Below are 24069 nucleotides of genomic sequence, written 5' to 3' on the forward strand. Positions count from 1 at the left end.
CATTATATAGTGTTATGATATTCAGTCGGTTCGGAGGTGCAATGGTTTGAGCAAAATCGCTTTTGTATTTCCAGGCCAAGGGGCGCAAGCCGTTGGCATGGGTAAAGATGTTTACGAAGCTGTAGATGCTTCGCGCGCAATCATTGACGCAGCGGATCAAGCGCTCGGCTTTGCGCTTAGCGATATTATTTTTAACGGTCCGGAAGAGAAGCTGAAGCAAACAGCGAATACGCAGCCAGCATTGCTAGCTGTAAGCATCGCGCTGCTTGAAGCGTTGAAGGACCATGGTCTGAAGCCGGACTTCGTGGCAGGTCACAGTCTAGGCGAGTACAGCGCACTTGTGGCGGCTGGCTCACTTTCGTTCGAAGATGCAGTGCGCACGGTTCGTGCACGCGGCGAATTCATGGAGCAAGCGGTACCAAGCGGTCAAGGCGCAATGGCTGCAGTGCTAGGCGCAGAACGCGAAGCTCTGGCAGCTCTCTGCGCAAGTGTATCTGCGGAAGCAGGCGCAGTTGAACTCGCCAACGTAAACTGCCCGGGCCAAATCGTCGTATCTGGCACAGCGGCAGGCGTGCAGGGTGTCGTGGAGCGCGGCAAAGAAGCCGGCGCGAAGCGCGTTATTCCTCTCGAGGTAAGTGGCCCGTTCCACTCTTCTTTGATGAAACCAGCAGCAGAGAAGCTGGCAGAGGTTCTAGCTTCTGTTCAAGTGAGCGATGCAGCAGTACCGGTAATTGCAAACGTAACAGCGAAGCCGGTAACAAGTGCAGAAGAAATTCGCAGCTTGCTTGCGGAGCAAGTGTATTCCCCGGTTCAGTGGGAAGACAGCGTAAAGTATTTGATCGAGCAAGGTGTAGATACGTTTGTCGAGATCGGATCGGGCACGGTTCTAGCGGGCTTGATTAAGAAAATTGACAAGTCGGTTAATATCATCTCGGTCAATAGCTTGGAAGCTCTCAAGGCAGTTGCTTTGTAATCTTTTAGGTTTTTACTTTTAGCACCGCAGGTGCGGGTTTGGCTTTTAGCACCGCAGGTGCGGGTTTGGCTTTTGCGACGTTTAGGTGCCGGCAGGCACAAGCCGGCGCAAACGGCGACACTAACGTCGGCGGGATAAGCCGCCGACCTAAGAAGCCAGCGGTAGGCGCAGGCTGTCCATGCTCTCGCACCAAATGTAAAGCGTGTCCCGCAAGGGAAAAAAACGAGCGGCAGCACGCAGCATCGCACAACGCGCCTCAGTAAAGCGCCACGTTACGATGTGTCCCGCAAGTGACAACAGGTGGCTAAACGGCGCCCAACGTTAAGCGTGTCCCGCGAGGGACGAAAGCGAGGCCCAGCACTAACCCCATCTCGCGAGCGCTTCTCTGCAAGCACAAACGTTCCACCTTCCGGGTGTCCAGAGGGTCGGTAGACCCTTGGGGTCCCCCTAGGCGTAGGGGGATTTAGGGGGTACGTACCTTACATACTAAGTAAAAGGAGGCTGCTTTTATATGAGTTTTGCTGATCTTTCTGGTAAAATAGCGCTAGTCACGGGAGCATCCCGTGGAATTGGCCGCTCGATCGCCATCGCGCTCGCTGAAGCAGGCGCAGATGTTGCCATCAACTATTCCGGCAGCGAAGCAGCAGCAGCAGAAACCGCGCAACAGATTGAAGCGCTTGGACGCCGCTCGCTCGTGCTCAAGGCGAACGTCGGCAAAGCCGATGAATTCGATGGCATGGTGAAGCAGGTTGTCGAGACGTTTGGCGCCATCGATATTCTTGTGAATAATGCAGGCATTACGCGTGACAATCTAATCATGCGTATGAAAGAAGAAGAATTCGACCAAGTCATCGAGACGAATCTTAAAGGCGTATTCAACGGCATCAAAGCGGTAACGCGCCAAATGATGAAGCAGCGTTCAGGCCGCATCATTAATATTTCGTCCGTTGTAGGGGTGCTTGGCAATCCAGGGCAGGCTAACTACGTAGCAGCCAAAGCGGGCGTTATCGGCCTGACGAAGGCTTCTGCGCGCGAACTCGCTTCCCGCGGCATTACAGTCAACTGTGTAGCGCCTGGATTCATTCAGACGGACATGACTGACAAGCTGCCGCAGGAAACACGCGAGAAGCTTGCTGCGGACATTCCGCTTGCAAGACTAGGTAATCCTGAGGATATCGCAGCCGCTGTCCGCTTCTTGTCTTCAGGCGCTGCAGCCTATATGACAGGCCAAACCATCCACGTCGATGGCGGCATGTACATGTAATTTTGCTAGCCTTTGCAATAGAAGTGGCCGAGTATGGCATTTTGCAATCAATTCTCGTATAATACCATGGAGGAGGTGAACCGGATGTCCGATGTATATGATCGTGTAAAACGCATCGTTGTCGACCGCCTTGGCGTAGACGAGTCGGAAGTGTCTCTCGAGGCTTCGTTTAAAGAAGATCTTGGAGCAGACTCTCTTGATGTCGTAGAACTCGTCATGGAACTGGAAGATGAGTTCGATATGGAAATCTCTGATGAAGATGCAGAGAAAATTACGAGTGTAGGGGAAGTTGTTAATTACATATCTTCTCTAGCTAAGTAAAGAGCTGTCAAGTCCCGCCCGTCAAAGCGGGACTTCTCTCCATATCTATGGCATATGCCATCATGAAAGCTGTAAGCGCATTAGCGTTTTTATAGATATCGTTAACCAATAGTGGTTTCCAATCAGAGGTGAATCGTAATGAAACAGAGAGTAGTCGTTACGGGCATGGGAGTTATGACTTCGCTCGGTTCCGATTTAAATACGTTTTGGAGCAATTTGATGGAAGGCAAATCCGGCGTTTCGCTGGTCGAAGCGTTTGACGTTTCGGAGTACCCGACACGAATTGCAGCAGAAATCAAAAACTTCAATCCGGAAGATTACAATATCGACAAGAAAGAAGCGCGCCGCATGGACCGCTTCGTTCAATTCGCTGTTGTAGCGAGCCAGTTGGCCGTTAAGGACGCTTCGCTTGATATCGGTGCGAATGTCGATGCTGAGCGTGTCGGCGTTATGATCGGTTCTGGAATCGGCGGTCTAGGCACTTGGGAAGACCAGCACAATATTTTGCTGGAGAAAGGTCCTAAGCGTGTCAGCCCGTTCTTTATTCCGATGATGATCGCGAACATGGCTTCCGGCCAAGTGTCGATGGCAACTGGCGCGAAAGGCCCGAACAGCACGGCTGTAACGGCTTGCGCGACAGGAACGCATTCCATCGGCGACTCGTTCAAAATGATTCAGCGCGGCGATGCAGACGTAATGATCTGCGGCGGTGCTGAAGCGACAATTCGTCCGACAGGCATGGCGGGCTTCTGCTCGATGCGTGCGATGTCGACGCGCAACGATGAGCCAGCGAAAGCGTCCCGTCCATTCGATATAGACCGTGACGGCTTCGTAATGGGCGAAGGCTCCGGCGTTCTTATTCTGGAATCGCTCGAGCATGCGCAGCAGCGCGGCGCTCATATTTACGCTGAGATCATCGGCTACGGCATGAGCGGTGATGCGCATCACATGACAGAGCCAGATCCCGACGGCGCAGCGCGTTGTATGGTGAAAGCACTTCGTGACGGCGGCATCGAACCGACAGCGATCGACTACATCAATGCGCACGGAACTTCGACGCCGGTAGGCGACCTTTCCGAGACGACAGCGATCAAGAAGACGTTCGGCGAGCATGCATACAAGCTGGCAGTCAGCTCGACGAAGTCGATGACAGGCCACTTGCTTGGCGCAGCTGGCGGCGTAGAAGCCGTTATCCTTGGCTTGACGCTCCAGAACGGCATCATCCCGCCGACGATTAACCTTGACAATCAAGATCCTGAGTGCGATCTGGATTATGTCCCTAACACACCGAGAGAAGCAGACGTGCAATACGCGTTGTCCAATTCGTTCGGTTTCGGCGGCCATAACGCTACGATCGTGATGAAACGTTATGAAGCATGATAAGTTTGAAGAGCTGCAGCAGCGTCTGCAGCTCCGATTTCATACGGTGCGCCTGCTGAAGCAGGCGTTTACCCATACCTCTTACGTGAACGAGCATCGGCAGAGCGCCATGGAGCATAACGAGCGGCTCGAGTTTCTGGGCGATGCGATTTTGCAGCTGACCGTCTCGGAATTTCTGTACCGCACGTTCCCGGAACGTCCGGAAGGTCAGTTAACCCGGATGAGAGCATCGATCGTCTGCGAGCCTTCGCTTGCGCGTTTCGCGGAAATGCTCGACTTAGGTTCACATGTATTGCTCGGACGTGGCGAAGAACAGCTGGGCGGCCGGCAGCGGCCTGCATTGCTAGCTGACTTGTTCGAAGCGTTCATTGGCGCGATTTATCTCGATCAAGGACTGGAGCCAGTGAGAGCTTTCCTCGCGACGCATATGTTCCCGCATATCGACAGCGACGGCGGCTTGCTCGTGAAGGATTTCAAATCGACGCTGCAAGAGAAAGCCCAGCATGCGAGCATGGGACCGATTGAGTACCGAATTACCGAAGAACGTGGCCCTGCACATGACCGCGAGTTCGTGGTGGAAGTGTACATCGGGGATACGTCTTACGGCTCTGGTGCCGGCAGGACGAAGAAAGAGGCTGAGCAGCAGGCTGCAGCGGAAGCTTGGAGAAAGCTTGCTCAGTAATAGGTTAGGCCAAAATTCTGGTGCCCATTTGGCAACCGGGATTTTTTGCGTTAAGAGGCCTTCTGCAAGCTTGAAATATGGCATATTTTCCGCATTGGAAAAGGTTTCACCGCATGTCCTTTTCCGGCAAGTATGGTACAATAGTCGTTGAGGTGAAGGTAAGCGATGTTCCTGAAAAGGATAGAGTTAGCCGGGTTTAAGTCGTTTGCCGACAAGACGGAGCTGGAATTCGTCCGTGGCATTACGGCTGTTGTTGGGCCGAACGGCAGCGGCAAGAGCAATATCAGCGACAGCATCCGCTGGGTATTGGGTGAACAAAGCGCGAAGAGTCTTCGCGGCGGCAAGATGGAAGATATTATTTTTGCGGGCAGCGACGCGCGCAAAGCGGTGAATTTCGGCGAAGTTTCGCTTACGCTGGATAACTCCGACAATGCGTTGCCGCTTGATTTTAACGAGGTAACGGTCACTAGGCGCGTACATCGTAACGGCGACAGCGAATATTTGATCAACAAGCAGTCGTGCCGACTGAAAGATATAACGGAACTGTTCATGGATACGGGGATCGGTAAAGAAGCGTATTCCATTATCGGACAAGGCCGAATTGAAGAGATTTTGAGTACGCGTTCGGAGGATCGGCGCGGTATCTTTGAAGAAGCATCAGGTATTGTGAAATACAAGTCGCGTAAACGCGAAGCGCAGAAGAAGCTCGATGAGACCGAGACGAACCTATTGCGTATCCATGACTTGGTTACGGAGCTTGAGGACCAGGTTGAGCCTCTACGTGTGCAGTCGGAGAAGGCGATTCAGTACAAGCAGCTCCGCGAACAGCTGAAGCATGGCGAAATTTCGATGTATGTACATAACATTGAAACTGTGCACAAGACGTGGAATGAATCGAATGCGAAGATGGCGAAGCTGCAGGAAGAGCAGCTTGCGCTCTCGACAGTCGTCAGCAAGCATGATGCGGTGCTCGAGAAGGACCGCTTGAAGCTGCGGGAGCTTGAGGAGACGCTTGATCGTCTTCACGAGTCGATGCTGCAATACAGCGAAGAGTACGAGAAATGCGAAGGCTACGGCGAGGTGCTCAAGGAGCGTAAACGTAACTTGGAGCAGAATCGCGCGCAGCTTGAAGCGACGCTTACAGCTCAGAATGAACGCATTCAGGCGCTGACGAAGGAAGAAGCAGAGTTCCGCGGCAAGGCGGCCGCACTTGATAGCGATATTAACACGCTGCGGGCGAAGCTTGCGGAAGAGGAAGCACAGCTTCTCGGCACCGCTGCATCGGCTTCCGGAGATGCGGAAGAATCGCTCAAGGGCGAGCTGCTTGATGTGCTGAGCACAATGGCGCAGCTTCGCAATGAGATTCGCTATGCGACTCAGCAGGATGAAGCATTACAGCGCCGGATGGAACGACTCGGCGATGAGCATACGAAATGGCAGGAGCAGAACGACCGGCTGAAGGCCAGACGCGCCGAGCTGTCGCAGAAGCTCGAGACTACGCTTGCTGACATTAACAAGTTCCGTAACAAATACATTACGGAAGCGGAGCAGCTGCAGAACGGCCAGAAGCTGCTCGAAGAAGCAGGCGGCGCAGTCCGTAAGTGGGAGCAGAAGCTTGAGGCTCTAACTTCCCGACGGGATACGATGAAGGAAATGCAGGACGATCTCGACGGCTTTATGCAAGGCGTCCGTGAGATTTTGAAGAATTCCCGCCGTTCATCCGGCGGCGTTGAAGGCGTTCACGGCGCTGTCGCGGAGCTGATCCGCGTGCCGGAGAAGGTCGAGCTGGCAATCGAGACAGCGCTTGGCGGTGCGCTCCAGCACGTCGTTATGAACGATGAGCGATCAGCTCGCGCGGCGATTGCATTCTTGAAGTCCCGCCAGCTTGGACGAGCTACATTCTTGCCGCTCGATGTTATCCGCGGACGGAGTATTCCGGAGCATGACCGCAGAACAATTGCCGGTATGGAAGGCTTCGTCGGCGTAGCCGCTGAGCTCATCTCCTGCGATGCGAAATATGCGCAAATTGCCGAGAACTTGCTCGGTAACGTGCTTATCTCGGAAACGCTGGAGCATGCGAACCGAATTGCGGCAAGATGCCAATACCGGTTCCGGGTCGTTACACTCGAAGGCGACGTTGTAAATGCCGGCGGTTCGATGACAGGCGGCAGCATTCAGAAGAAGGGTGCCAACCTGCTCGGCCGTACGCGTCAGATCGAGCAGCTCGATGAAGAGATTAAATCGACAGGGGAGCAGATTACGAAGCTTCGCGATAAGATTAGCGACCTTCGCAAGGAGCAATCGATTCGCAATCAGAATGTGGATGATTTGCGTGCGCAAGGCGAACAGCTGCGGATTGACGAGCAGCACCAGCGTGCTGAGCTTCAGCAACTCGAGAATGAACAGCGCCATCTCGATGAACAGGCGCAGCTGTTCCAAGCGGACAGCGCCGGCCATAAGTCGGAGAAGGATCAGCTGACTCAATCGGCGAAGGAAGCGGAAGTCCGTCTTGAACAACTGACCAAGGAAGAAGCGAGGCTGCAAGAAGAGATCCGCGTCGCGGAAGAACGCCGTAAAGCAGGCGAATCGGCGAAGGAACAGCTGCAGGATCAGCTGACAGATCTTAAGATTGCCCTTGCGAAGACCGATCAGGAGAAAATGTCGTTCGAGGATCAGGCTACCCGAATTCGCAGTGACATCGGTCGTGCGAAACAGGAGCTGTCCGGCTTGCGTGAGATGCTCGTACGCCAAGAGGAAGAGTCGTCCCAGCATGCAGCCGAGAGCGTGAAGCAGATCGAACAGCTGAACGGATTGAAGCTGAAGAAGGACACCTGCTCCGAGCAGACGGATTTGAAGCGCGCTGAGCGTTCAGAGCTTACTCGCGACTTGGAGCAAGGCGAGAGCGAGACGAAGGAGCAGCGCACGCAGCTGCGCAGCATCGAAGATCAGCTGCGTCAGATTGAGATCGCGGTCAACCGTCTCGACGTCGAGCTCGACAACTTGCTTCGCAAGCTAAGCGAGGAATATGAGCTTAGCTACGAGCTGGCGAAGGAACGCTATCCGGTTCCGGAAGACGTACTCGCTGCACAGAACGAAGTGCGTGATCTGAAGCGCCGGATCTCGAGCCTTGGTGAAGTCAACCTTGGCGCAATCGACGAGTACGAGCGTGTGAAGGAGCGTTACACGTTCCTGAACGATCAGAAGAATGACCTGATCGAAGCGAAGACGACGCTGTATCAAGTTATCCGCGAGATGGACGACGAGATGAGCAAGCGGTTCCGCAGTACATTCGAGGCGATTCGAGGTCACTTTGTCGTCGTATTCTCGAAGCTGTTTGGCGGCGGCCGTGCGGATCTCATCATGATCGATCCGGACCGGGTTCTCGACAGCGGTATCGATATCGTCGCCCAGCCTCCGGGCAAGAAGCTGCAGAACTTGCAGCTCCTCTCCGGCGGCGAGCGCGCACTGACGGCTATCGCGCTGCTGTTCGCGATTTTGCAGGTTAAGCCAGTACCGTTCTGCGTACTCGACGAGGTTGAAGCGGCGCTTGATGAAGCGAACGTTGCACGTTTTGCGCAGTATTTGCGCGAATTCTCGGAACTTACGCAGTTTATTGTCGTAACACACCGTAAGGGTACGATGGAGGAAGCCGATGTACTCTATGGGGTAACGATGGAGGAAGGCGGCGTATCGAAGCTCGTTTCAGTCCGGCTGGAGGACGAAGAAGCGGTATCTGCTTAAAGGTTTTATGGAAGAGCCGGTGCTTATGGCCGCAATTTGCGCCAAAGCCCGGCTTTTGCAAGTAAAGGGACGGAGGTTAAGGGATGAGTTTTTTCAAAAGGCTGAAAGAAAGCATTGCACAGAAGACCGAAGCGGTCACATCGAAGTTTAAGGAAGGCTTGACGAAGACGCGGACGGCGTTCGTCGGCAAGATCGAAGAGCTCATTACCCGCCGCAAGAAGATTGACGAAATGTTCTACGAAGAGCTGGAAGAAATTTTGATCGGCGCGGATGTCGGCGTAAACACAGTGATGGAACTCATTGATGATTTACGCGCAGAAGTGAAGAAGCGTAAAATCGAAAATGCTTCCGATCTTCAGCCGATTCTGTCCGAGAAGCTTGTTGATCTGCTTAAGGGCAATGCATCAACCGCATTGCGCATGGCCGATCAAGGCATGACGGTTATTTTGTTCGTTGGCGTTAACGGCGTAGGCAAGACGACGACGATCGGCAAGCTCGCGCACAAGTTCAAGAGTGAAGGCAAGAGCGTTCTGCTTGCGGCAGGCGATACATTCCGTGCAGGCGCGATCGAGCAGCTGGAAGTATGGGGCAAGCGCGTCGGCGTTGACGTCATCAAACAAGAATCCGGCGCAGACCCGGCGGCTGTCATGTATGACGCAGTGCAAGCGGCGAAGCAGCGCGGCGTTGATGTACTGCTCTGCGATACTGCAGGCCGTCTGCAGAATAAGCACAACCTGATGGAAGAATTGAACAAGATCTTCCGCGTCATCCAGCGTGAAGTACCGAGTGCTCCGCATGAAGTGTTGCTCGTCCTTGATGCAGCAACAGGTCAGAATGCACTTAGCCAAGCGAAGCTGTTCGGCGAGAAGAGCGGCGTAACCGGACTCGTCCTGACGAAGCTCGACGGTACGGCCAAAGGCGGTATTGTCATTGCCATCCGCAACGAAATGGATTTGCCGGTTAAGCTTGTCGGTCTAGGCGAGAAGATGGACGATCTGCAGGAGTTCGACTCCGAGCAATTCGTTCACGCGCTGTTCGGCGGACTGCTGGAAAGCGGAGAAGATGAGACGGAAACTGCCGATTAATTTCGAGTTTCGAGGGCGTCAACCTTTTTTACTTGACAGTGTATTGTCGAATGCGCTATGATAATCGTCGTGGAATTGGTGTAAAGGTAATAGCCTTGACGCAAAGGAGTGGCACGCATGATTGTCCATGAATCTGACGCCCTGGCGAAGACAAACCGAATCAATATGCTATTTGACTTCTACGAGAAGCTGCTGACTGAGAAGCAGCAGACGTTTCTTAAATATTATTTCCATGATGATTATACGCTCGGCGAAATTGCGGCTGAGTTCGATATTACGCGTCAAGCCGTTTATGAGCATGTTAAGCGTGCCGGAGCGGTTCTGGAGAGCTACGAGAGCAAGCTTGGCTTGCTGCGCAAGCACACTGCAGCAGAGAACTGGCTGAGTAAGCTGGAGCTGCTTGCAGAGCAGACAGAACCGAATGAAGAGCTGCGCACGAAGCTTCAAGATATTGCCAGAGGATTGCGCGAAGAAGTACATGGCACTACATAGTTAGCAAATAGGAGGTGACGATCATGGCATTTGAAGGATTGTCCAGCAGGCTGCAGAACGTATTCGGCAAGCTTCGCGGCAAAGGTAAAGTGTCCGAGGATGATGTTAACGAAGCGATGCGCGAGGTGCGGTTAGCCTTATTGGAAGCCGATGTTAACTTCAAGGTCGTCAAAGATTTCATCGCGAAGGTGAAGGAACAGGCCGTTGGAGCGGAAGTGATGAAGAGCTTCACTCCCGGCATGGTCGTCGTCGATATCGTAAATAAAGAGCTTACTGCCCTAATGGGCGGTACGCAGTCGAAGCTGGCCAAAGCGAACAAGCCGCCAACCGTTATTCTTATGGCTGGTTTGCAAGGTGCGGGTAAAACAACCTCCACTGCTAAGCTCGCGAAGCTGCTCCTTAAGGACAAGCATAAGCCGCTTATGATCGCAGGCGATATTTATCGTCCGGCAGCGATTAAGCAGCTGCAAGTGCTCGGCGAGCAGATCGGCGTACCGGTGTTTACGCTTGGCGATCAAACATCGCCGGTCGACATTGCACGCGCTGGCCTACAGCATGCGAAGGACAACGGTCATGATTATGTCATTATCGATACAGCGGGCCGTCTTCATATCGACGAAGCGCTCATGGAAGAGATTCGTCAAATCCATGACGTCACGAAGCCGGATGAAGTGCTCCTCGTTGTCGATGCGATGACGGGTCAAGAAGCGGTTAATGTTGCCCAAAGCTTCCATAGCCAGCTTGAGCTGACCGGTGTTATACTGACGAAGCTCGATGGTGACACTCGCGGCGGTGCGGCATTGTCCGTCAAAGCAGTAACAGGCTGCCCGATTAAATTCGCAGCAACTGGCGAGAAGATCGAACCGCTTGAACCGTTCCATCCGGAGCGGATGGCTTCCCGGATTCTTGGCATGGGCGATATGCTCTCCCTAATCGAGAAAGCCCATTCGACGATCGATGCGGAGAAAGCCGCAGAGATGGAACGCAAGATGCGCACGGCGGAATTCACGTTCGAAGATTTCCTTGAGCAGATGGAACAAGTTCGTAAGCTCGGACCGCTGGACCAGCTCCTCGACATGATGCCTGGCATGGGCAAAATGAAGGATATGAAGAACTTCAAGGTGGATGAGAAGCAGATTGGCCGCGTTGAAGCGATCGTGAAATCGATGACGAAGGCCGAGAAGCAGAAGCCGGATATCTTGAACCACAGCAGACGCAAGCGTATCGCTGCGGGCAGCGGCACTTCGATTGCAGAAGTTAACCGTCTCATCAAGCAGTTTGAAGACATGAAGAAAATGATGAAGCAGTTCTCCTCGATGATGGGCCCTAAAGGTCCTAAGGGCGGCATGAAAGGTCTTAAGAACATGCTGCCGAAGGGCATGAAGTTTCCTTTCTAAAAATCTAAGCAGCATAAGTATTCGGTTACTTTGCTTAGATTTCTCCGCGAAACGTAAGCTTTACCGCCAGAGAACGGCGAGAGCCGTTTTCACTTGTCCAAGGAGATAAGCATATAAAACTTTTTTAAGGAGGTGAATTTCCAAATGGCAGTACGTATTCGTTTGAAACGTATCGGTGCGCACAAAGCGCCTTTCTACCGTGTAGTAGTATCCGATTCCCGTTCCCCGCGTGACGGTCGCTTCATTGAAGAAATCGGCACTTATAATCCGGTTGCAGAGCCGGCACAAGTGAACATCGATGAAGAGAAAGCTCTTCAATGGCTTCAAAAAGGTGCTCAAGCTTCTGACACAGTTCGTAACTTGCTTTCCAAAGCAGGCGTTATGACTAAGTTCCACGAAGCGAAGCTTCAAAAATAACTACTCGATGCGGGGGGCCTATTGTGATGAAAGATTTGATTCTTGTCATAGCGAAGGCTTTAGTGGATTACCCGGAGGACGTGCGAGTCGACGTGAAAGAAGACGATCGCGGCACCGTCTATCTGCTGTCGGTGAACCCTGATGATGTCGGGAAAGTCATCGGCAAGCAGGGACGGATTGCTAAAGCGCTGCGGACGGTTGTCACCTCGGCTGCCGTCAAATCGCATAAGCGCGTCATGGTCGATATCATTTCGTAGCGATCGTACATCGAGACAGGGTTAGGATACGAACGTATCCTAGCCCTTTTTCGATGGATAAAGCGAAAATGGATGCAACACGCATAGCGAGGAGACAATAATGGAACAGTGGTTATCGGTCGGTAAATTAGTGAATACACACGGTATCCGCGGCGAAGTGAAGATCGTTTCGCAGACGGATTTTCCGGAAGAACGCTTCGCTCCGAAGGCTGTGCTAACGCTTCTGGAGCCGGAATCGAAGCAGAGGTTTGAGGTTGAAGTGCAGACTGCAAGACTGCATAAGAATATGTACATCGTGAAGTTCAAGGGCTTCGACAACATAAACGAGGTAGAGAAGTACAAGGGCTGGGAGCTGAAGGTGTCCAAGGACGACCTTGTGCCGTTAGAAGAAGGTGAGTATTACCATCACCAAATCATCGGCTGCGCAGTGGTGACGGACGAAGGTGCTGAGCTTGGCGTCATCTCTGAAATCCTCTCCCCAGGCGCGAACGATGTTTGGGTCGTAAAGCCGAAGAAGGGCAAGGAAGTACTTATTCCTGTTATTGACGATGTCGTGCTCGATGTCAATATTGCCTCTAAGACGGTTAAAGTACACCTGATGGAAGGGCTGATCTAGCCTTATGCGTATTGATGTACTAACGCTGTTTCCAGAGATGTTCCAAGGCGTATTCGGCGCGAGCATCCTTGGCAAAGCGAGAGATAAAGGCATTGTAAGTCTGAACGCGGTTAACTTCCGTGATTATGCGAATAATAAACATAATACGGTCGACGATTATCCATATGGCGGCGGAGGAGGCATGGTATTGAAGCCTGAGCCGTTATTCGCTGCTGTAGAGGATCTGATGCCTGAAGGCGGAGAGCGTCCTCATGTCATTCTGCTTTGCCCGCAAGGGGAACCATATACACAGAAGAAGGCGGAGGAGCTTTCGAACCATGAGCATCTTGTGTTCGTGTGTGGCCATTATGAAGGCTATGACGAGCGCATTCGTCAGCATCTGGTGACAGACGAAATATCGCTCGGTGATTACGTGCTCACTGGCGGTGAACTGCCGGCGATGGTTATTATCGACAGTGTCGTTCGTTTGCTTCCGGGCGTGCTCGGCAATGAGACTTCGGCAGTAACGGATTCATTCAGCACAGGACTGCTTGAGCATCCTCACTATACGCGCCCTGCGGTGTTCCGCGACTGGGAAGTGCCTGAGGTACTGCTCTCGGGCCATCATGCAAACGTAGAGGTTTGGCGACGCCAGCAGTCGCTTCTGCGTACGCTTGAACGCCGTCCGGAGCTGCTGGAAACGGCCGAGCTGACGAAGAAAGAACGGCAGTGGCTGGATGGAATCATCAAAGAACGTGCAAATCAGGAACAAAGCTAGCGCTCTAGCATGCATCGATAGATTTTTAGAAAAGTAGTGTTGTGTTCTAGGCGTAAATATGTTATATTATCAGATGTTGCTTTGTTAACTCGGACGGTCCGCTATGAAGCCATGATCCGTTTCGTTTGTTCTGAAGGATTCGGGTAGCTTATAAGAACGTCTATGGTGGAAGGAGTGAATCTAAATGAATCTTTTGCAAATCATTGCGCAAGAAAATCTTCGTACTGACATCCCTAACTTTCGCCCAGGCGATACATTGAAGGTGCATGTTAAAGTTATCGAGGGTTCGCGTGAGCGTGTACAGTTGTTCGAAGGCGTTGTAATCAAGCGTCGCGGCGGCGGTATCTCGGCTACTTTCACAGTGCGTAAAATCTCGTACGGCGTTGGTGTGGAAAGAACTTTCCCACTGAACTCGCCGAAGATCGAGAAGATCGAAGTTGCTCGTCGTGGTAAAGTTCGCCGCGCGAAACTGTACTATCTTCGCGAACTTCGCGGTAAAGCTGCGAGAATCAAAGAAATTCGCTAATGAACGTCAAGAGGGGGACTTGCGCAAACAAGTCCCTTTTCGTTTTTTCTACATATGTGATGTACTTGTAAACTCCGAATATAGAAGAGGTGGATTTCGTGGATCAACATCGCCGGACGGAAGAAAACGAACAAGAAGTTCAGCAGCATGATGGAGTAACGCCTGCTGAAGAAGGTACGGATGCCCCAGTCGCCACGAGCAGCCGTTCTGGCAACCGCACACAGAAGGAAGTCTTCGAATGGGTTAAAGCGCTCGCCATTGCCGCAATTTTGGTATTGGTCATTCGCTACTTCCTGTTTGCTCCGTTTATTGTTGATGGACCTTCAATGGAGCCAAACTTCTATACCGGTGAACGGTTAATCGTTAATAAAGTGATTTATGATATCAGAACGCCGAAGCGCGGCGAAGTTATTGTATTCCATGTACCTGAAGAAGGTCGGGATTTCATTAAGCGCGTCATTGGCGTGCCAGGTGACAAGATCAAGTACGAAGGCGACGACCTGTATATTAACGGCAAGAAAGTCGATGAGCCGTATTTGGCGGAATCGATTGCGAATGCGAAAGCAAATGGTGAAATTTTCAATAACGAAGGCACGGACCGCAACTTCCCGAACGCGAACTTTACGACAGATGTTGTGCCAGAGGGCACAGTGCTTGCATTTGGCGATAATCGCCGAAACAGTAAGGACAGCCGGATGATCGGCTTTATTCAGGACAAGGAGATCGTCGGCAGAGCGGATATTATTTTCTGGCCGGCAGCGAAAATGTCCTTCGTGAAACACGGATGAGGTGAATTAACACTATGACGATTCAATGGTTTCCCGGCCATATGACGAGGGCCCGGAGGGAAATTGAGGCAAAGCTCAAGCTGATCGACATTGCGATCGAGCTGCTTGACGCGAGAGTTCCGCTCTCGAGCCGAAACCCGATGGTGGATGACATTCTTAAAGGGAAGCCGCGCTTGATTTTGCTCAATAAGACGGATTTGGCTGATACCCGGACGACAGAGAAGTGGATGGCATATTTTGCAGGTCTCGGGTATACAAGCCTTGCTATAGATGCTTCAACTGGTACGAGAGTGAATGAAATTCCGGTTAAAGTGAAACAGCTGCTGCATGAGAAGATTGAGCGTCAGCTTGCAAAAGGCATTACGCCTCGCGCGGTACGCGGACTTATTGTGGGTATACCGAACGTAGGCAAATCAACACTCATTAATCGACTGGCAGGCCGAGCGATCGCTGCAACAGGCGACCGTCCTGGCGTGACCAAAGGCCAGCAGTGGATTAAAGTCGGCACGGAGATGGAGCTGCTCGATACGCCTGGTATTCTGTGGCCGAAGTTTGAGGACCAGCTCGTCGGCATGAAGCTGGCGATGACAGGCGCGATTCGCGAACAAGTGCTCAACATTGAGGACGTTGCGTTCTTCGCGGTCAAAGAGCTGTCGAAGCGGTATTGGGATACGATGTCGGAGCGCTTCAACTTAACAACCGAGCCGCCGAAGGATTTGGATGACGCGGATGAAGTTGTACGTGTCATGGAAGACATCGGCCGTAAGCGCGGCTGTCTCGTAAGCGGCGGACGGGTTGATCTTGAGAAAGCATCCGGTATCATCCTGCGTGAGCTGCGGGCAGGGAACCTTGGCCGCATCACATTGGAATCACCGGAAGATATGATGTAGGATTTGGACGGCTGCCTTGTTCGTAGAGGGAGCCGTTTGTTTTTATAGGGGAGTTCGTCATGGGAAGAGAGGGGAATCGTGATGCTGGAGTTTGAGAAGCCGCTGTGGGAGCAGGGTTTTCGCTACATTGCCGGTGTTGATGAGGTTGGCCGAGGCTGCTTGTTCGGTGATGTTGTAGCGGCTGCAGTCATTTTGCCCGAAGGGCTTGTGCTTGATGGAATTGACGATTCGAAGAAGCTGACCGAGAAGAAACGGGAAGAGCTGTATGACGTTATCATGGAGCATGCAGAAGCGTGGGCTGTAGCCCGTGTCGATGCATCGGTTGTCGATACCATTAACATCAAGCAAGCAGCACGTCTTGCGATGAAGCAGGCGATTCAGAGCCTGTCCGTGCAGGCGGAGTATTTGCTCGTTGATGCGGAGAAAGTAGATCTGCATCTGCCCCAGGAAGCGATCATTAAAGGCGATGCGAGAAGTCAGTCGATTGCAGCGGCGTCCATCATGGCGAAAGTAACGCGCGACCGACTCTGCCAAGGGGAATGGAATGATCTTTACCCGGATTATGGCATTGCGATACATAAGGGGTATGCAACGAAGCTGCACCGCGAGAAGCTGCTTGAATTTGGTCCAAGCCCGATGCACAGGCAGAGCTTCCTTCGGAAACTGCTCGGGGAGCAGGAAGTGGAGCAGCAGGTGTTGTTTTAGGCGGGAATCGAGGAAGGCAAGAAGCAAGAAAGTAGTATAGTAGAATAGATTCTGAAGCGTGGTGTGATTGGCCGCTGAATCCGTTATAATCGGAGTCAGCGGTTTTTGCTTTGGGGATAGTGATAGGCCTCGAAAAGTGATAGGCATGAGAAGCGAAGACAGTGATACTGAGCGAAAAATGCGGCTGTGGTTAAGTTGTTCCGCCGTGAAGCCGATAATAGGGATATAGATATTGGTGCGTGTTTGGTTTGGGGCATGTGCAGGAAGGAAGTGTTCGGATGACGTTATCGATAGGACAGCTTATGAAAGGCTTGCTTGGCGATGCGCAGCCTGCTGATGGTAAAGCGTTGGAGCTGAAGATTGGTCAGATGGTGCGCGCAGTGCTCGTTAAGATGCTGGATGAGCAGGAAGGCATCATCCAAATTAACGGAACGCAGGTGCAGGCGAAGCTGGAAACGCCGCTGCAGCCTGGTCAGTCGACATTGCTGCAGGTGCAGCCGCAATCATTGGACGGGACGCTTGTGCTGAAGCAGGTCGATCAGCAGGCGGCTGTAATCCCAGAAGCGACGATGAAAGAATGGCTTAAGGGAGCGGGTCTTCCTGAGCAGAAATGGACCGCGCAGCTTGTAACTGATTTGAAGCGGGAGGGCGTTCCGCTGACTCGTGAAACTGCAGCGCAGTTCAAGCAAGCGCAGGCGGAGATGCCGCAAGGGACGGATGCAAAGACGTGGATGAATGCGGCCGCGCTAGCTTCCAAGCGCGGGCTGCCGATGACAAGCGCGACGATTCAAGGGCTTGCGCAGACGCAATCCGGCGCTCCGGCACATGTGCTGCTGGAAGCGCTGGAGCAGGGGCTTGCCGCTTGGAGCTTGGAGTCCGCCGGTAAGAGTGGAACGGCGGGTGAAAGTGCGCAGCCGCCGACAACGGCGCAAGCGGCGGCAGCGAAGCTGCAGGCGCTGCTCACCGAAGGGGCAGCGCTGATGCGATCCGGTGCAGTGGCGCAGCCGGCACCGGCTGGGTCTGCTGCAGCTGGCGAAGCTGCTGCAGTTTCCGCGCGAAGCGCGGATGCGGGCGCGAGCTCGGCAGCGCCGAGCGCTCGCGGTGGCGGCGAAGCCGCCACCGGCGCGGCGGAGGCGAAGCCCGCGCCGGCGCCGGCCGTGGCGCCGCAGGCCGCGGCCGGCGCCACGGCTGCGCGAAGCGCAGCGGCGCAGCCGGCGAGCTCAGGCGCAGCAGCTGCTGCTGAGCAAGCTGCGCCTGCAGACCCCGCTGCCGCCGCGCCTAGCAGCGGCGGCACCACAGCCGCACAGCCGGCCGCCCCGCAGAGCTGGGTCGGCCAGCTGATGAAATGGCTCGGCGTCGATCACGAACGACTGCTCGCCGCCTCCGCCACAGATGACCAGCTTCAATCGACCCCGAAGCTGGCAAAACAACCGAACGAGGCTGCACAAGATCAGCAGCAGCCTCGCAATACCAATGCCGCCGATGCCAAGGAATCGGCTCGCGGCAATTCTACCAGCGCGGTCATCGAGCGCGCGCTGCAACAACAACAGCAGCAAGCGAGTCAACTTCATTCGCCGGGACAAGCTCCAACGCAGGAAGGCGTCAAGCATGCTGCTGCCGAAACGATGAAGAGCGCGCTGATGACAATCGCTAGCTCTGATGAAGTGCCTGGAGCGCTGCGAGATACCGCGCAGCAGCTTGTGCAGCATATTACCGGCCAACAACTGCTGCTGTCGCCGGAGAAGACAGGTGCGCTTCTCTCGCATGTGACGATGTTCATCCCGATGAAAGGGGCAGACGGAAGTCAGACGGCTTCGGTCCATATCCAGACGCGGCGCGGTCGCAAAGGAGAGCTGGATGCGGACAATTGCCGGCTGCTCTTCGATCTCCGGATGAAAGCACTAGGCGATACAGTCGTCGATGTGCAGGTTGTCGACAAAATCGTTAGCATCAATCTTTGGAACGATCATCCGATGACAGGCGAGTTAATTGAGTCATCCCGGACAGAATTGACCGAAGCGCTGCAAAATTCGGGCTATCAGCTGCTCACGTTGAAAGCAACACCGATGCCTGAGCGAATGGCAGCTCGAATGAATGGGGCAGATGCCGCGTCATCTCAGAAGAATGGGCAAGAATGGTCGGCGAAGCCTTACAAAGGAGTGGACTTCCGAGTATGAGGGAGAACAACAATAACGCAGTCCCGCAGCCGCATCCTCTCCCGAACAAGAAGGCGGTCGCACTTAAATATGAACCAAGTGAACGGATCGCGCCAGTCGTCGTTGCGAAAGGTCAAGGAAGAATCGCCGAAAGCATACTAGAGAAAGCAACTGAGAGCGGTGTACCCATACAACAGGACAAATCGCTCGTAGAAGTGCTCTCCAAGCTTGATTTAGACCAAGAGGTTCCTCCCGAATTGTACACGTTGGTCGCAGAGGTTCTGTCCTTCGTCTACCGCTCCGATCAGAGGGCTGGTGCGAAGGAATGACCAGTAGACAGAACGCTAATCATGTGAAGAAGCAAGACTCACGGCAGTCGATAGGTAAATTCGGAGAGGAACAGGCTGCACGATATCTGAGCGAACAAGGCTATCAAGTATTAGTACGCAATTGGCGCTGCCGCTCCGGAGAACTAGATATCATCGCTTCAATTGACGATTCGATCGTAATTGTGGAAGTGCGTACCCGCAGACAAGGTGGGCGCTTTGGTACAGCGGCGGAATCGGTTGATTTTCGCAAACAGCATCAAGTACGGGGAATCGCAGAAATCTACTTATCGCTTCAGAAGCTGCATGGCAAACTGATCAGGTTCGACGTCATCGCTATAACAGCAGCTGTAATTCCTGGTGAACCAACACAGTTCGAGATTGTAGAGCTAAAGCACATCGAGGCGGCTTTTTAACAAAAAACAAAGAGATGCTCCCGTAGCAGGAGCATCTCTTTTCTTTTTTCTATTCATTCTCTTCCCCCTAAAGCGCATGCAGCTTCCGATCCAAGCTCCGGTAGCCGATCGCTTCAGCCACATGCGGACTATCAACGCGTTCACACTGCTCCATATCTGCAATTGTCCTCGCAAGCTTCAAAATTCGGTCATGTGCCCGCAAACTTACGCCAAGTGTATCAAAAGCAAGGCGCAGCAACTCATCCGCTTCCTTCGTGAGCAGCACTGCTCTTCGTAATGAAGCGCCAGCCAAATCGGTAAGTGGTTTTCCATGCGTTCCTTTACGTCCCTCACTGAAAGCAACAGCTTCAAACACGAGTTCTTTCATCTGAGCAGAAGTCATTCCGAGCTGCAAGCTTGCTGTCGCCGGCGGCCGGGGAACCTCGATATGCATATCGATCCGATCGAGAAGAGGACCGGATATTTTGGCCCGGTAACGAGAGAGCGTCACCTCACTGCAGCTGCAGCGGTGTTCTTCCGAATCGTGGCCATAATAGCCGCACGGGCAAGGATTCATCGAAGCCGCCAATAGAAAATGCGCCGGGAACCGGAACACCGCACGCGACCTAGCGATGGTCACTTCGCGATCTTCCAGCGGCTGACGAAGCACTTCGAGTGCCGCTCGTGTAAATTCCGGCAGCTCATCTAGAAACAGTACCCCGCGATGTGCCAATGTCACTTCTCCAGGCCTGGGAATTGAGCCTCCGCCGATCAATCCTGCCGCGGATATCGTATGATGCGGGCTGCGGAATTGCCGCTCCTTCAGCAGCGCCGGGATACCGCCAGGCAGCTTCCCGGCAGCACTGTATATCTTCGTCACTTGCAGCGCTTCATCTTCAGAGAGTGGAGGCATGATGCCAGGCAGCCTCTTGGCCAGCATCGTTTTCCCTGTGCCAGGCGGCCCTGACATTAACACATTATGTTTGCCAACCGCCGCAATCATTAAGGCTCTCTTCGCATGATGCTGGCCAAGCACATCCCCGAAATCACCATGTTGATGAATGCTCCCTACAAACATGCGGTTCAGTTCTTCTTGCGAACGAAGCGAATAATAACGCAGCGATTCCCATGCAACATTATTTGTATCCGATTCTTTCAGCGTTAATAGATGAGTGACGGCGAACAGTTCCAACCCTTCAATACATGCGGCCTCTGAAGCATTAGAATGAGGCAGCAGCACCTTCGTATTGCCTCTCAGCTTGGCTTGTTCCACCATCGCAAGAACACCAGGGATGGCGCGCACTTCGCCATTCAGTGCTAGCTCGCCAAGGACAATCATATCTTTAAACAATTCCGCTCGAAGCTGTCCGCTAGCAACTAAGATTCCAACTGCAATCGCAAGATCAAAGGCTGTTCCTTCTTTGCGCAAGTCGGCAGGTGCAAGATTAACTGTAATCCGCTCCATAGGGAAAGCGAATCCGCAATTTTTAATGGCTGCGCGAACGCGTTCGACTGATTCGCGGACGGCAGGATCAGGAAGGCCAACGATATTTACTTGTGGTAAACCGCTAGAAATGTCGACCTCAACAGCAATCATTCTGCCTTCGACGCCATAAACGCTGCCGCTGCTAATTTGTGTATACATAACAAAAAACACCTCCGCCATAAAATTCGGCTGAAGGTGCTTCCTCACAAGTCCGTTATCCAAGTCTTACTTCCTATTCATGATAGTACAGATTCAAAAATATTGTCAACAATGGCTCCTAACCGCTCCGAAATTGAACAGGGATTGCATGGCTATTGTCGAAAAGCTTAGAAAACAAGATCAAACTGCAAACGTGCGAAGGCTACATAAGCTTCCGTCCGCATGTTCGATGAAGAAGATACCGGAAAAGGAGAGACTCGCGATGACATTGCAAAATTTCGAGACGAAAAATGTGCAAATCCGCAGCGCCTTTCAGGAACTTAAAAGGAATCATCCCGAACGATTGGAGAAGAGACTAAACTTATCGTGGAGCAACTGGGGCTTTGGGATGGAGTCGCTCGCAGAAACCGCAGCCCGGTTGCAGCATGCAGATATTCGTTATATTGAGCTGCATGGCAATCATTACGGACCGGATCTTGGCTACAATGTGAAGGAAGCACTTGATATTCTCGGTGCCCACAACATAAAAGTCGGAGGCGTCTGCGGAATGTTCTCGGCAGATAATGATATGGCCAGCAATCGGGCCGTCCATCGTCAAGCTGCCATCGATTATATGAAGCGTACGACAGAATTTACGGCTGCAGTCGGTGGTTCCTACATGCTTATTGTCCCTGCAGCGGTTGGCAGGCCACAGAAATACGACGATATGGAATTCGATCGCAGCGTCGAGACATTGCGCCTCGTCGCGGATCTGTTCATACAACATAATATTAAAGCGGCTATCGAACCGATTCGCTCAGCTGAAACGACGATCGTCCATTCGGTTGCCGAAGCGAAAGCCTATATTGAAGCAGTAAACCATCCGGGGATTCAGCACATTAACGCGGATGTGTACCATATGCAAGTGGAAGAATCGCATATTGGCGAAGCGCTTCTAGCGTGTGGTGAACAGCTGGTAAATGTGCATATGGCGGATAGCAATCGTTGTGCGCTCGGAGAAGGCTCACTTGATCTGGATACTGTGATCATGTCGCTATACCTGCTCGGATTTACCGTGATGGCAGATATGTGACGCCAGAGCCGCTGGGCCCGGGCGGTGACCCGTATCCTGCCATGTTCGGCAAGCCGAATAAAGCGCAGCTGGATCGACTGGTGCTGCAGACTGCAAAGTACTTCAGAGAGAGGGAAGCAGTACTGCTGGAGTGATAGCAAGATGAGGAGGCGGTGCAGAGTTACTCTGCACCGCCTCTTTATTTGAGACCAAAGAATTGTACTATTTGTCCCCGGTGATGCGCATCATGCTCTACAAAATCCTCCAAGTAAAACAGTATCGTGAACGGATTCCCGTTCCCGTCACGGTATTCTTCTTCCTTCTGCGCATCATTCAACGACTTCAGCAACGTAACTAACTCTTCACGCACAGCGATACATCCGTTAATCAGCTCTTCACGGCTAATGGTCTTGGAATATGCAGCAGCATTACCATTAAACAGATTAAAATCTGATTGTTTGTAGGTGAGCGGTTTGCCTTCTGCAATTGGAGCTATCGCTTCATTCATGAAGTGGCGATCCCACAGCATCATGTGAGCCATTATTTCTCGGGTCGACCACTTGCCAGGTGCGAGCGGAGTAACCCATTCGTCATCTGATAATTGGCGGAGTGACGCCGCGAAAGGAATGTAGGATTCGAAAGCGATCATTAGAGATGGAATCGTATGCATGAGAATGAACAACTCCTTGGAAGAGAATGGTACACTTATCATAAAACGAACTTATGTTCGTGTCAATAATTTGAAAAAGTTCGGCAATACTAGTCGTGAACTGCCAACCGTCATGAGGGCTAAAGAAGGGCTGCAGCGGAGAAATGTTATCAATTTGTTTAATTTCATCGCTTTTCATATCGATTTGAGATGAAACATATATCAAAAAAGATAGCATCTTGTGCTAAAAAAATAGGAAAGCCATGACGAAACGTGTTACAATACTTATGGTTTTGTGTACATACGTAGGAGTTAACTGCGGATAGGAGGATTTTCGTAAATGAATATCCATGAGTATCAAGGAAAACAATTGCTGAAACAATACGGAGTTGCGGTGCCGGAAGGTAAAGTTGCATTCTCCGTTGATGAAGCGGTAGAAGCAGCGAAATCGCTCGGTACGCCGGTCGTCGTTGTTAAAGCGCAGATTCATGCTGGCGGCCGCGGTAAAGCGGGCGGCGTAAAGGTTGCCAAAAATTTGGACGAGGTTCGCGAATACGCTAACCAAATCCTTGGTAAGGTTCTCGTTACGCACCAAACTGGCCCTGAAGGTAAAGAGGTTAAGCGCCTCTTGATCGAACAAGGCTGCGACATTAAGAAAGAATACTACATTGGTCTCGTTGTAGACCGTGTAACTGGACGCATCGTAATGATGGCTTCCGAAGAGGGCGGCACTGAGATTGAAGAAGTTGCTGAGCACACGCCCGAGAAGATCTTCAAAGAAGTAATCGACCCAGCGGTTGGACTTCAAGTGTTCCAAGCGCGTAAGCTCGCTTACTCGATCAACATTCCTAATGAGCTGGTGAACAAAGCGGCTAAATTCATGATGTCGCTGTACACGGCTTTCGTTGATAAGGACTGCTCCATCGCAGAGATCAACCCGCTCGTCGTTACTGGCGACGGCAATGTAATGGCGCTTGACGCGAAGCTGAACTTCGATTCCAACGCGCTGTACCGTCACAAAGACATCCTTGAGCTTCGTGACCTTGACGAAGAAGATGAGAAGGAAATTCAAGCGTCCAAGTTCGACCTCAGCTACATCGCACTCGATGGCAACATCGGTTGTATGGTTAACGGCGCTGGTCTTGCTATGGCGACAATGGATATTATCAAGTACTACGGCGGCGACCCTGCGAACTTCCTGGACGTAGGCGGCGGTGCTACAAAAGAAAAAGTAACGGAAGCGTTCAAGATCATTCTCTCCGATGAGAAGGTTAAAGGCATTTTCGTTAACATTTTCGGCGGCATTATGAAATGCGATATTATCGCAGACGGTGTTATTTCTGCAGCGAAAGAGCTCGGTCTTGACCGTCCGCTCGTCGTTCGTCTGGAAGGCACTAACGTAGAGCTTGGCAAGAAAATGTTGAATGAGTCCGGACTGAACATCGTGGCTGCGGATTCGATGGCCGACGGTGCACAAAAAATCGTTGCGCTTGTGAAGTAAGACATCTGAAGTCGCACTTTCCGCGGCATACGAATTCATTTAGGGGATGTGAGTT

Annotated in this window: 25 protein-coding genes; 23 read left to right on the top strand and 2 right to left on the bottom strand. The window is 52.4% G+C overall.

Translation table 11 applies throughout. The annotated features are described in order from the left end of the window. Window positions 1–46: 46 nt before the first annotated feature. From fabD to A8990_RS00905, 20 genes are all read left to right on the top strand, one after another. Window positions 47–973, top strand: a complete 927-nt coding sequence (fabD, locus tag A8990_RS00810; RefSeq protein WP_116187111.1) for an ACP S-malonyltransferase — start codon at window positions 47–49, stop codon at window positions 971–973. A gap of 511 nt (window positions 974–1484) precedes the next feature. Beyond that, the gene (gene fabG / locus A8990_RS00815) at window positions 1485–2237 is read left to right on the top strand and encodes a 3-oxoacyl-[acyl-carrier-protein] reductase (protein WP_116187112.1); all 753 of its coding nucleotides are present in this window, start codon (window positions 1485–1487) and stop codon (window positions 2235–2237) included. Window positions 2238–2321: 84 nt separating this feature from the next. After that, window positions 2322–2558 carry an acyl carrier protein gene (gene acpP / locus A8990_RS00820; RefSeq protein WP_090574087.1) on the top strand — a complete coding sequence of 79 codons (237 nt, stop codon included), beginning with the start codon at window positions 2322–2324 and terminating at the stop codon, window positions 2556–2558. A gap of 138 nt (window positions 2559–2696) precedes the next feature. Then, window positions 2697–3938 carry a beta-ketoacyl-ACP synthase II gene (gene fabF, locus A8990_RS00825; RefSeq protein WP_116187113.1) on the top strand — a complete coding sequence of 414 codons (1242 nt, stop codon included), beginning with the start codon at window positions 2697–2699 and terminating at the stop codon, window positions 3936–3938. Further along, a complete protein-coding gene (rnc, locus tag A8990_RS00830) occupies window positions 3928–4620 on the top strand; it encodes a ribonuclease III (protein WP_116187114.1) in 693 nt (230 codons plus the stop codon). The genes fabF and rnc overlap by 11 nt, the downstream gene beginning before the upstream one ends. Window positions 4621–4785: 165 nt before the next feature. Next, the gene (gene smc, locus A8990_RS00835) at window positions 4786–8361 is read left to right on the top strand and encodes a chromosome segregation protein SMC (protein ID WP_116187115.1); all 3576 of its coding nucleotides are present in this window, start codon (window positions 4786–4788) and stop codon (window positions 8359–8361) included. Between the two features lie 83 nt (window positions 8362–8444). Beyond that, the gene (gene ftsY / locus A8990_RS00840) at window positions 8445–9446 is read left to right on the top strand and encodes a signal recognition particle-docking protein FtsY (RefSeq protein ID WP_116187116.1); all 1002 of its coding nucleotides are present in this window, start codon (window positions 8445–8447) and stop codon (window positions 9444–9446) included. Between the two features lie 117 nt (window positions 9447–9563). Next, a complete protein-coding gene (ylxM, locus tag A8990_RS00845) occupies window positions 9564–9938 on the top strand; it encodes a YlxM family DNA-binding protein (protein WP_116187117.1) in 375 nt (124 codons plus the stop codon). A gap of 23 nt (window positions 9939–9961) precedes the next feature. After that, window positions 9962–11335 (top strand): signal recognition particle protein, encoded by a 1374-nt coding sequence (gene ffh, locus A8990_RS00850; protein ID WP_116187118.1) that lies wholly within the window; start codon window positions 9962–9964, stop codon window positions 11333–11335. A 144-nt stretch (window positions 11336–11479) separates the two neighbouring features. Further along, entirely contained in the window at window positions 11480–11752 is a 273-nt protein-coding gene (gene rpsP / locus A8990_RS00855; protein ID WP_116187119.1) for a 30S ribosomal protein S16, read from the top strand. Between the two features lie 26 nt (window positions 11753–11778). After that, window positions 11779–12009 carry a KH domain-containing protein gene (locus tag A8990_RS00860; RefSeq protein WP_090574094.1) on the top strand — a complete coding sequence of 77 codons (231 nt, stop codon included), beginning with the start codon at window positions 11779–11781 and terminating at the stop codon, window positions 12007–12009. Between the two features lie 97 nt (window positions 12010–12106). Then, window positions 12107–12625, top strand: coding sequence for a ribosome maturation factor RimM (rimM, locus tag A8990_RS00865; RefSeq protein WP_116187120.1), 519 nt, complete (start codon window positions 12107–12109; stop codon window positions 12623–12625). 4 nt (window positions 12626–12629) lie between these two features. Next, window positions 12630–13382 carry a tRNA (guanosine(37)-N1)-methyltransferase TrmD gene (gene trmD, locus A8990_RS00870; RefSeq protein WP_116187121.1) on the top strand — a complete coding sequence of 251 codons (753 nt, stop codon included), beginning with the start codon at window positions 12630–12632 and terminating at the stop codon, window positions 13380–13382. Between the two features lie 184 nt (window positions 13383–13566). Further along, window positions 13567–13908: a 50S ribosomal protein L19 gene (gene rplS, locus A8990_RS00875; protein ID WP_116187122.1), complete on the top strand. Its 342-nt coding sequence runs from the start codon at window positions 13567–13569 to the stop codon at window positions 13906–13908. 98 nt (window positions 13909–14006) lie between these two features. Next, window positions 14007–14696, top strand: coding sequence for a signal peptidase I (gene lepB, locus A8990_RS00880; protein ID WP_116187123.1), 690 nt, complete (start codon window positions 14007–14009; stop codon window positions 14694–14696). A gap of 14 nt (window positions 14697–14710) precedes the next feature. Then, window positions 14711–15586 carry a ribosome biogenesis GTPase YlqF gene (gene ylqF, locus A8990_RS00885; protein WP_116187124.1) on the top strand — a complete coding sequence of 292 codons (876 nt, stop codon included), beginning with the start codon at window positions 14711–14713 and terminating at the stop codon, window positions 15584–15586. 78 nt (window positions 15587–15664) lie between these two features. Further along, window positions 15665–16291 (top strand): ribonuclease HII, encoded by a 627-nt coding sequence (locus A8990_RS00890; RefSeq protein WP_281272472.1) that lies wholly within the window; start codon window positions 15665–15667, stop codon window positions 16289–16291. 278 nt (window positions 16292–16569) lie between these two features. Next, entirely contained in the window at window positions 16570–18468 is a 1899-nt protein-coding gene (locus tag A8990_RS00895) for a flagellar hook-length control protein FliK (RefSeq protein ID WP_116187126.1), read from the top strand. After that, on the top strand, window positions 18465–18776 hold the full coding sequence (locus A8990_RS00900; protein ID WP_116187127.1) for an EscU/YscU/HrcU family type III secretion system export apparatus switch protein: 312 nt from the start codon (window positions 18465–18467) through the stop codon (window positions 18774–18776). Before A8990_RS00895 ends, A8990_RS00900 begins: the two co-directional genes overlap by 4 nt. Next, on the top strand, window positions 18773–19189 hold the full coding sequence (locus A8990_RS00905; RefSeq protein ID WP_116187128.1) for a YraN family protein: 417 nt from the start codon (window positions 18773–18775) through the stop codon (window positions 19187–19189). The genes A8990_RS00900 and A8990_RS00905 overlap by 4 nt, the downstream gene beginning before the upstream one ends. A gap of 67 nt (window positions 19190–19256) precedes the next feature. Here the strand turns inward: A8990_RS00905 and A8990_RS00910 are convergent, their stop codons facing one another. Then, entirely contained in the window at window positions 19257–20813 is a 1557-nt protein-coding gene (locus A8990_RS00910) for a YifB family Mg chelatase-like AAA ATPase (RefSeq protein WP_116187369.1), read from the bottom strand. A 262-nt stretch (window positions 20814–21075) separates the two neighbouring features. On the opposite strand from A8990_RS00910, the gene A8990_RS00915 reads away from it, so the two are divergent. Then, a complete protein-coding gene (locus A8990_RS00915; protein ID WP_220376772.1) occupies window positions 21076–21885 on the top strand; it encodes a sugar phosphate isomerase/epimerase family protein in 810 nt (269 codons plus the stop codon). After that, the gene (locus tag A8990_RS31770) at window positions 21882–22019 is read left to right on the top strand and encodes a hypothetical protein (RefSeq protein WP_220376773.1); all 138 of its coding nucleotides are present in this window, start codon (window positions 21882–21884) and stop codon (window positions 22017–22019) included. The genes A8990_RS00915 and A8990_RS31770 overlap by 4 nt, the downstream gene beginning before the upstream one ends. Window positions 22020–22063: 44 nt before the next feature. Here the strand turns inward: A8990_RS31770 and A8990_RS00920 are convergent, their stop codons facing one another. Beyond that, complete coding sequence (locus tag A8990_RS00920; protein ID WP_181909343.1) at window positions 22064–22534, bottom strand: DinB family protein; 471 nt, start codon at window positions 22532–22534, stop codon at window positions 22064–22066. Between the two features lie 319 nt (window positions 22535–22853). On the opposite strand from A8990_RS00920, the gene sucC reads away from it, so the two are divergent. Continuing rightward, entirely contained in the window at window positions 22854–24014 is a 1161-nt protein-coding gene (gene sucC, locus A8990_RS00925; protein ID WP_116187130.1) for an ADP-forming succinate--CoA ligase subunit beta, read from the top strand. Window positions 24015–24069 lie beyond the last annotated feature (55 nt).

The organism is Paenibacillus taihuensis, assembly GCF_003386535.1.
In the GTDB taxonomy this organism is placed as follows: domain Bacteria; phylum Bacillota; class Bacilli; order Paenibacillales; family Paenibacillaceae; genus Paenibacillus_Z; species Paenibacillus_Z taihuensis.

Coding starts and splice junctions, on each gene's coding strand:
- fabF (WP_116187113.1), top strand. CDS start 2,697: ATGAAACAGAGAGTAGTCGTTACGGGCATGGGAGTTATGACTTCGCTC.
- A8990_RS00860 (WP_090574094.1), top strand. CDS start 11,779: ATGAAAGATTTGATTCTTGTCATAGCGAAGGCTTTAGTGGATTACCCG.
- A8990_RS00910 (WP_116187369.1), bottom strand. CDS start 20,813: ATGTATACACAAATTAGCAGCGGCAGCGTTTATGGCGTCGAAGGCAGA.
- trmD (WP_116187121.1), top strand. CDS start 12,630: ATGCGTATTGATGTACTAACGCTGTTTCCAGAGATGTTCCAAGGCGTA.
- sucC (WP_116187130.1), top strand. CDS start 22,854: ATGAATATCCATGAGTATCAAGGAAAACAATTGCTGAAACAATACGGA.
- smc (WP_116187115.1), top strand. CDS start 4,786: ATGTTCCTGAAAAGGATAGAGTTAGCCGGGTTTAAGTCGTTTGCCGAC.
- fabG (WP_116187112.1), top strand. CDS start 1,485: ATGAGTTTTGCTGATCTTTCTGGTAAAATAGCGCTAGTCACGGGAGCA.
- ffh (WP_116187118.1), top strand. CDS start 9,962: ATGGCATTTGAAGGATTGTCCAGCAGGCTGCAGAACGTATTCGGCAAG.
- rplS (WP_116187122.1), top strand. CDS start 13,567: ATGAATCTTTTGCAAATCATTGCGCAAGAAAATCTTCGTACTGACATC.
- rnc (WP_116187114.1), top strand. CDS start 3,928: ATGAAGCATGATAAGTTTGAAGAGCTGCAGCAGCGTCTGCAGCTCCGA.
- ylxM (WP_116187117.1), top strand. CDS start 9,564: ATGATTGTCCATGAATCTGACGCCCTGGCGAAGACAAACCGAATCAAT.
- A8990_RS00895 (WP_116187126.1), top strand. CDS start 16,570: ATGACGTTATCGATAGGACAGCTTATGAAAGGCTTGCTTGGCGATGCG.
- A8990_RS00900 (WP_116187127.1), top strand. CDS start 18,465: ATGAGGGAGAACAACAATAACGCAGTCCCGCAGCCGCATCCTCTCCCG.
- A8990_RS00915 (WP_220376772.1), top strand. CDS start 21,076: ATGACATTGCAAAATTTCGAGACGAAAAATGTGCAAATCCGCAGCGCC.
- ylqF (WP_116187124.1), top strand. CDS start 14,711: ATGACGATTCAATGGTTTCCCGGCCATATGACGAGGGCCCGGAGGGAA.
- ftsY (WP_116187116.1), top strand. CDS start 8,445: ATGAGTTTTTTCAAAAGGCTGAAAGAAAGCATTGCACAGAAGACCGAA.
- rpsP (WP_116187119.1), top strand. CDS start 11,480: ATGGCAGTACGTATTCGTTTGAAACGTATCGGTGCGCACAAAGCGCCT.
- A8990_RS00920 (WP_181909343.1), bottom strand. CDS start 22,534: ATGCATACGATTCCATCTCTAATGATCGCTTTCGAATCCTACATTCCT.
- acpP (WP_090574087.1), top strand. CDS start 2,322: ATGTCCGATGTATATGATCGTGTAAAACGCATCGTTGTCGACCGCCTT.
- A8990_RS00905 (WP_116187128.1), top strand. CDS start 18,773: ATGACCAGTAGACAGAACGCTAATCATGTGAAGAAGCAAGACTCACGG.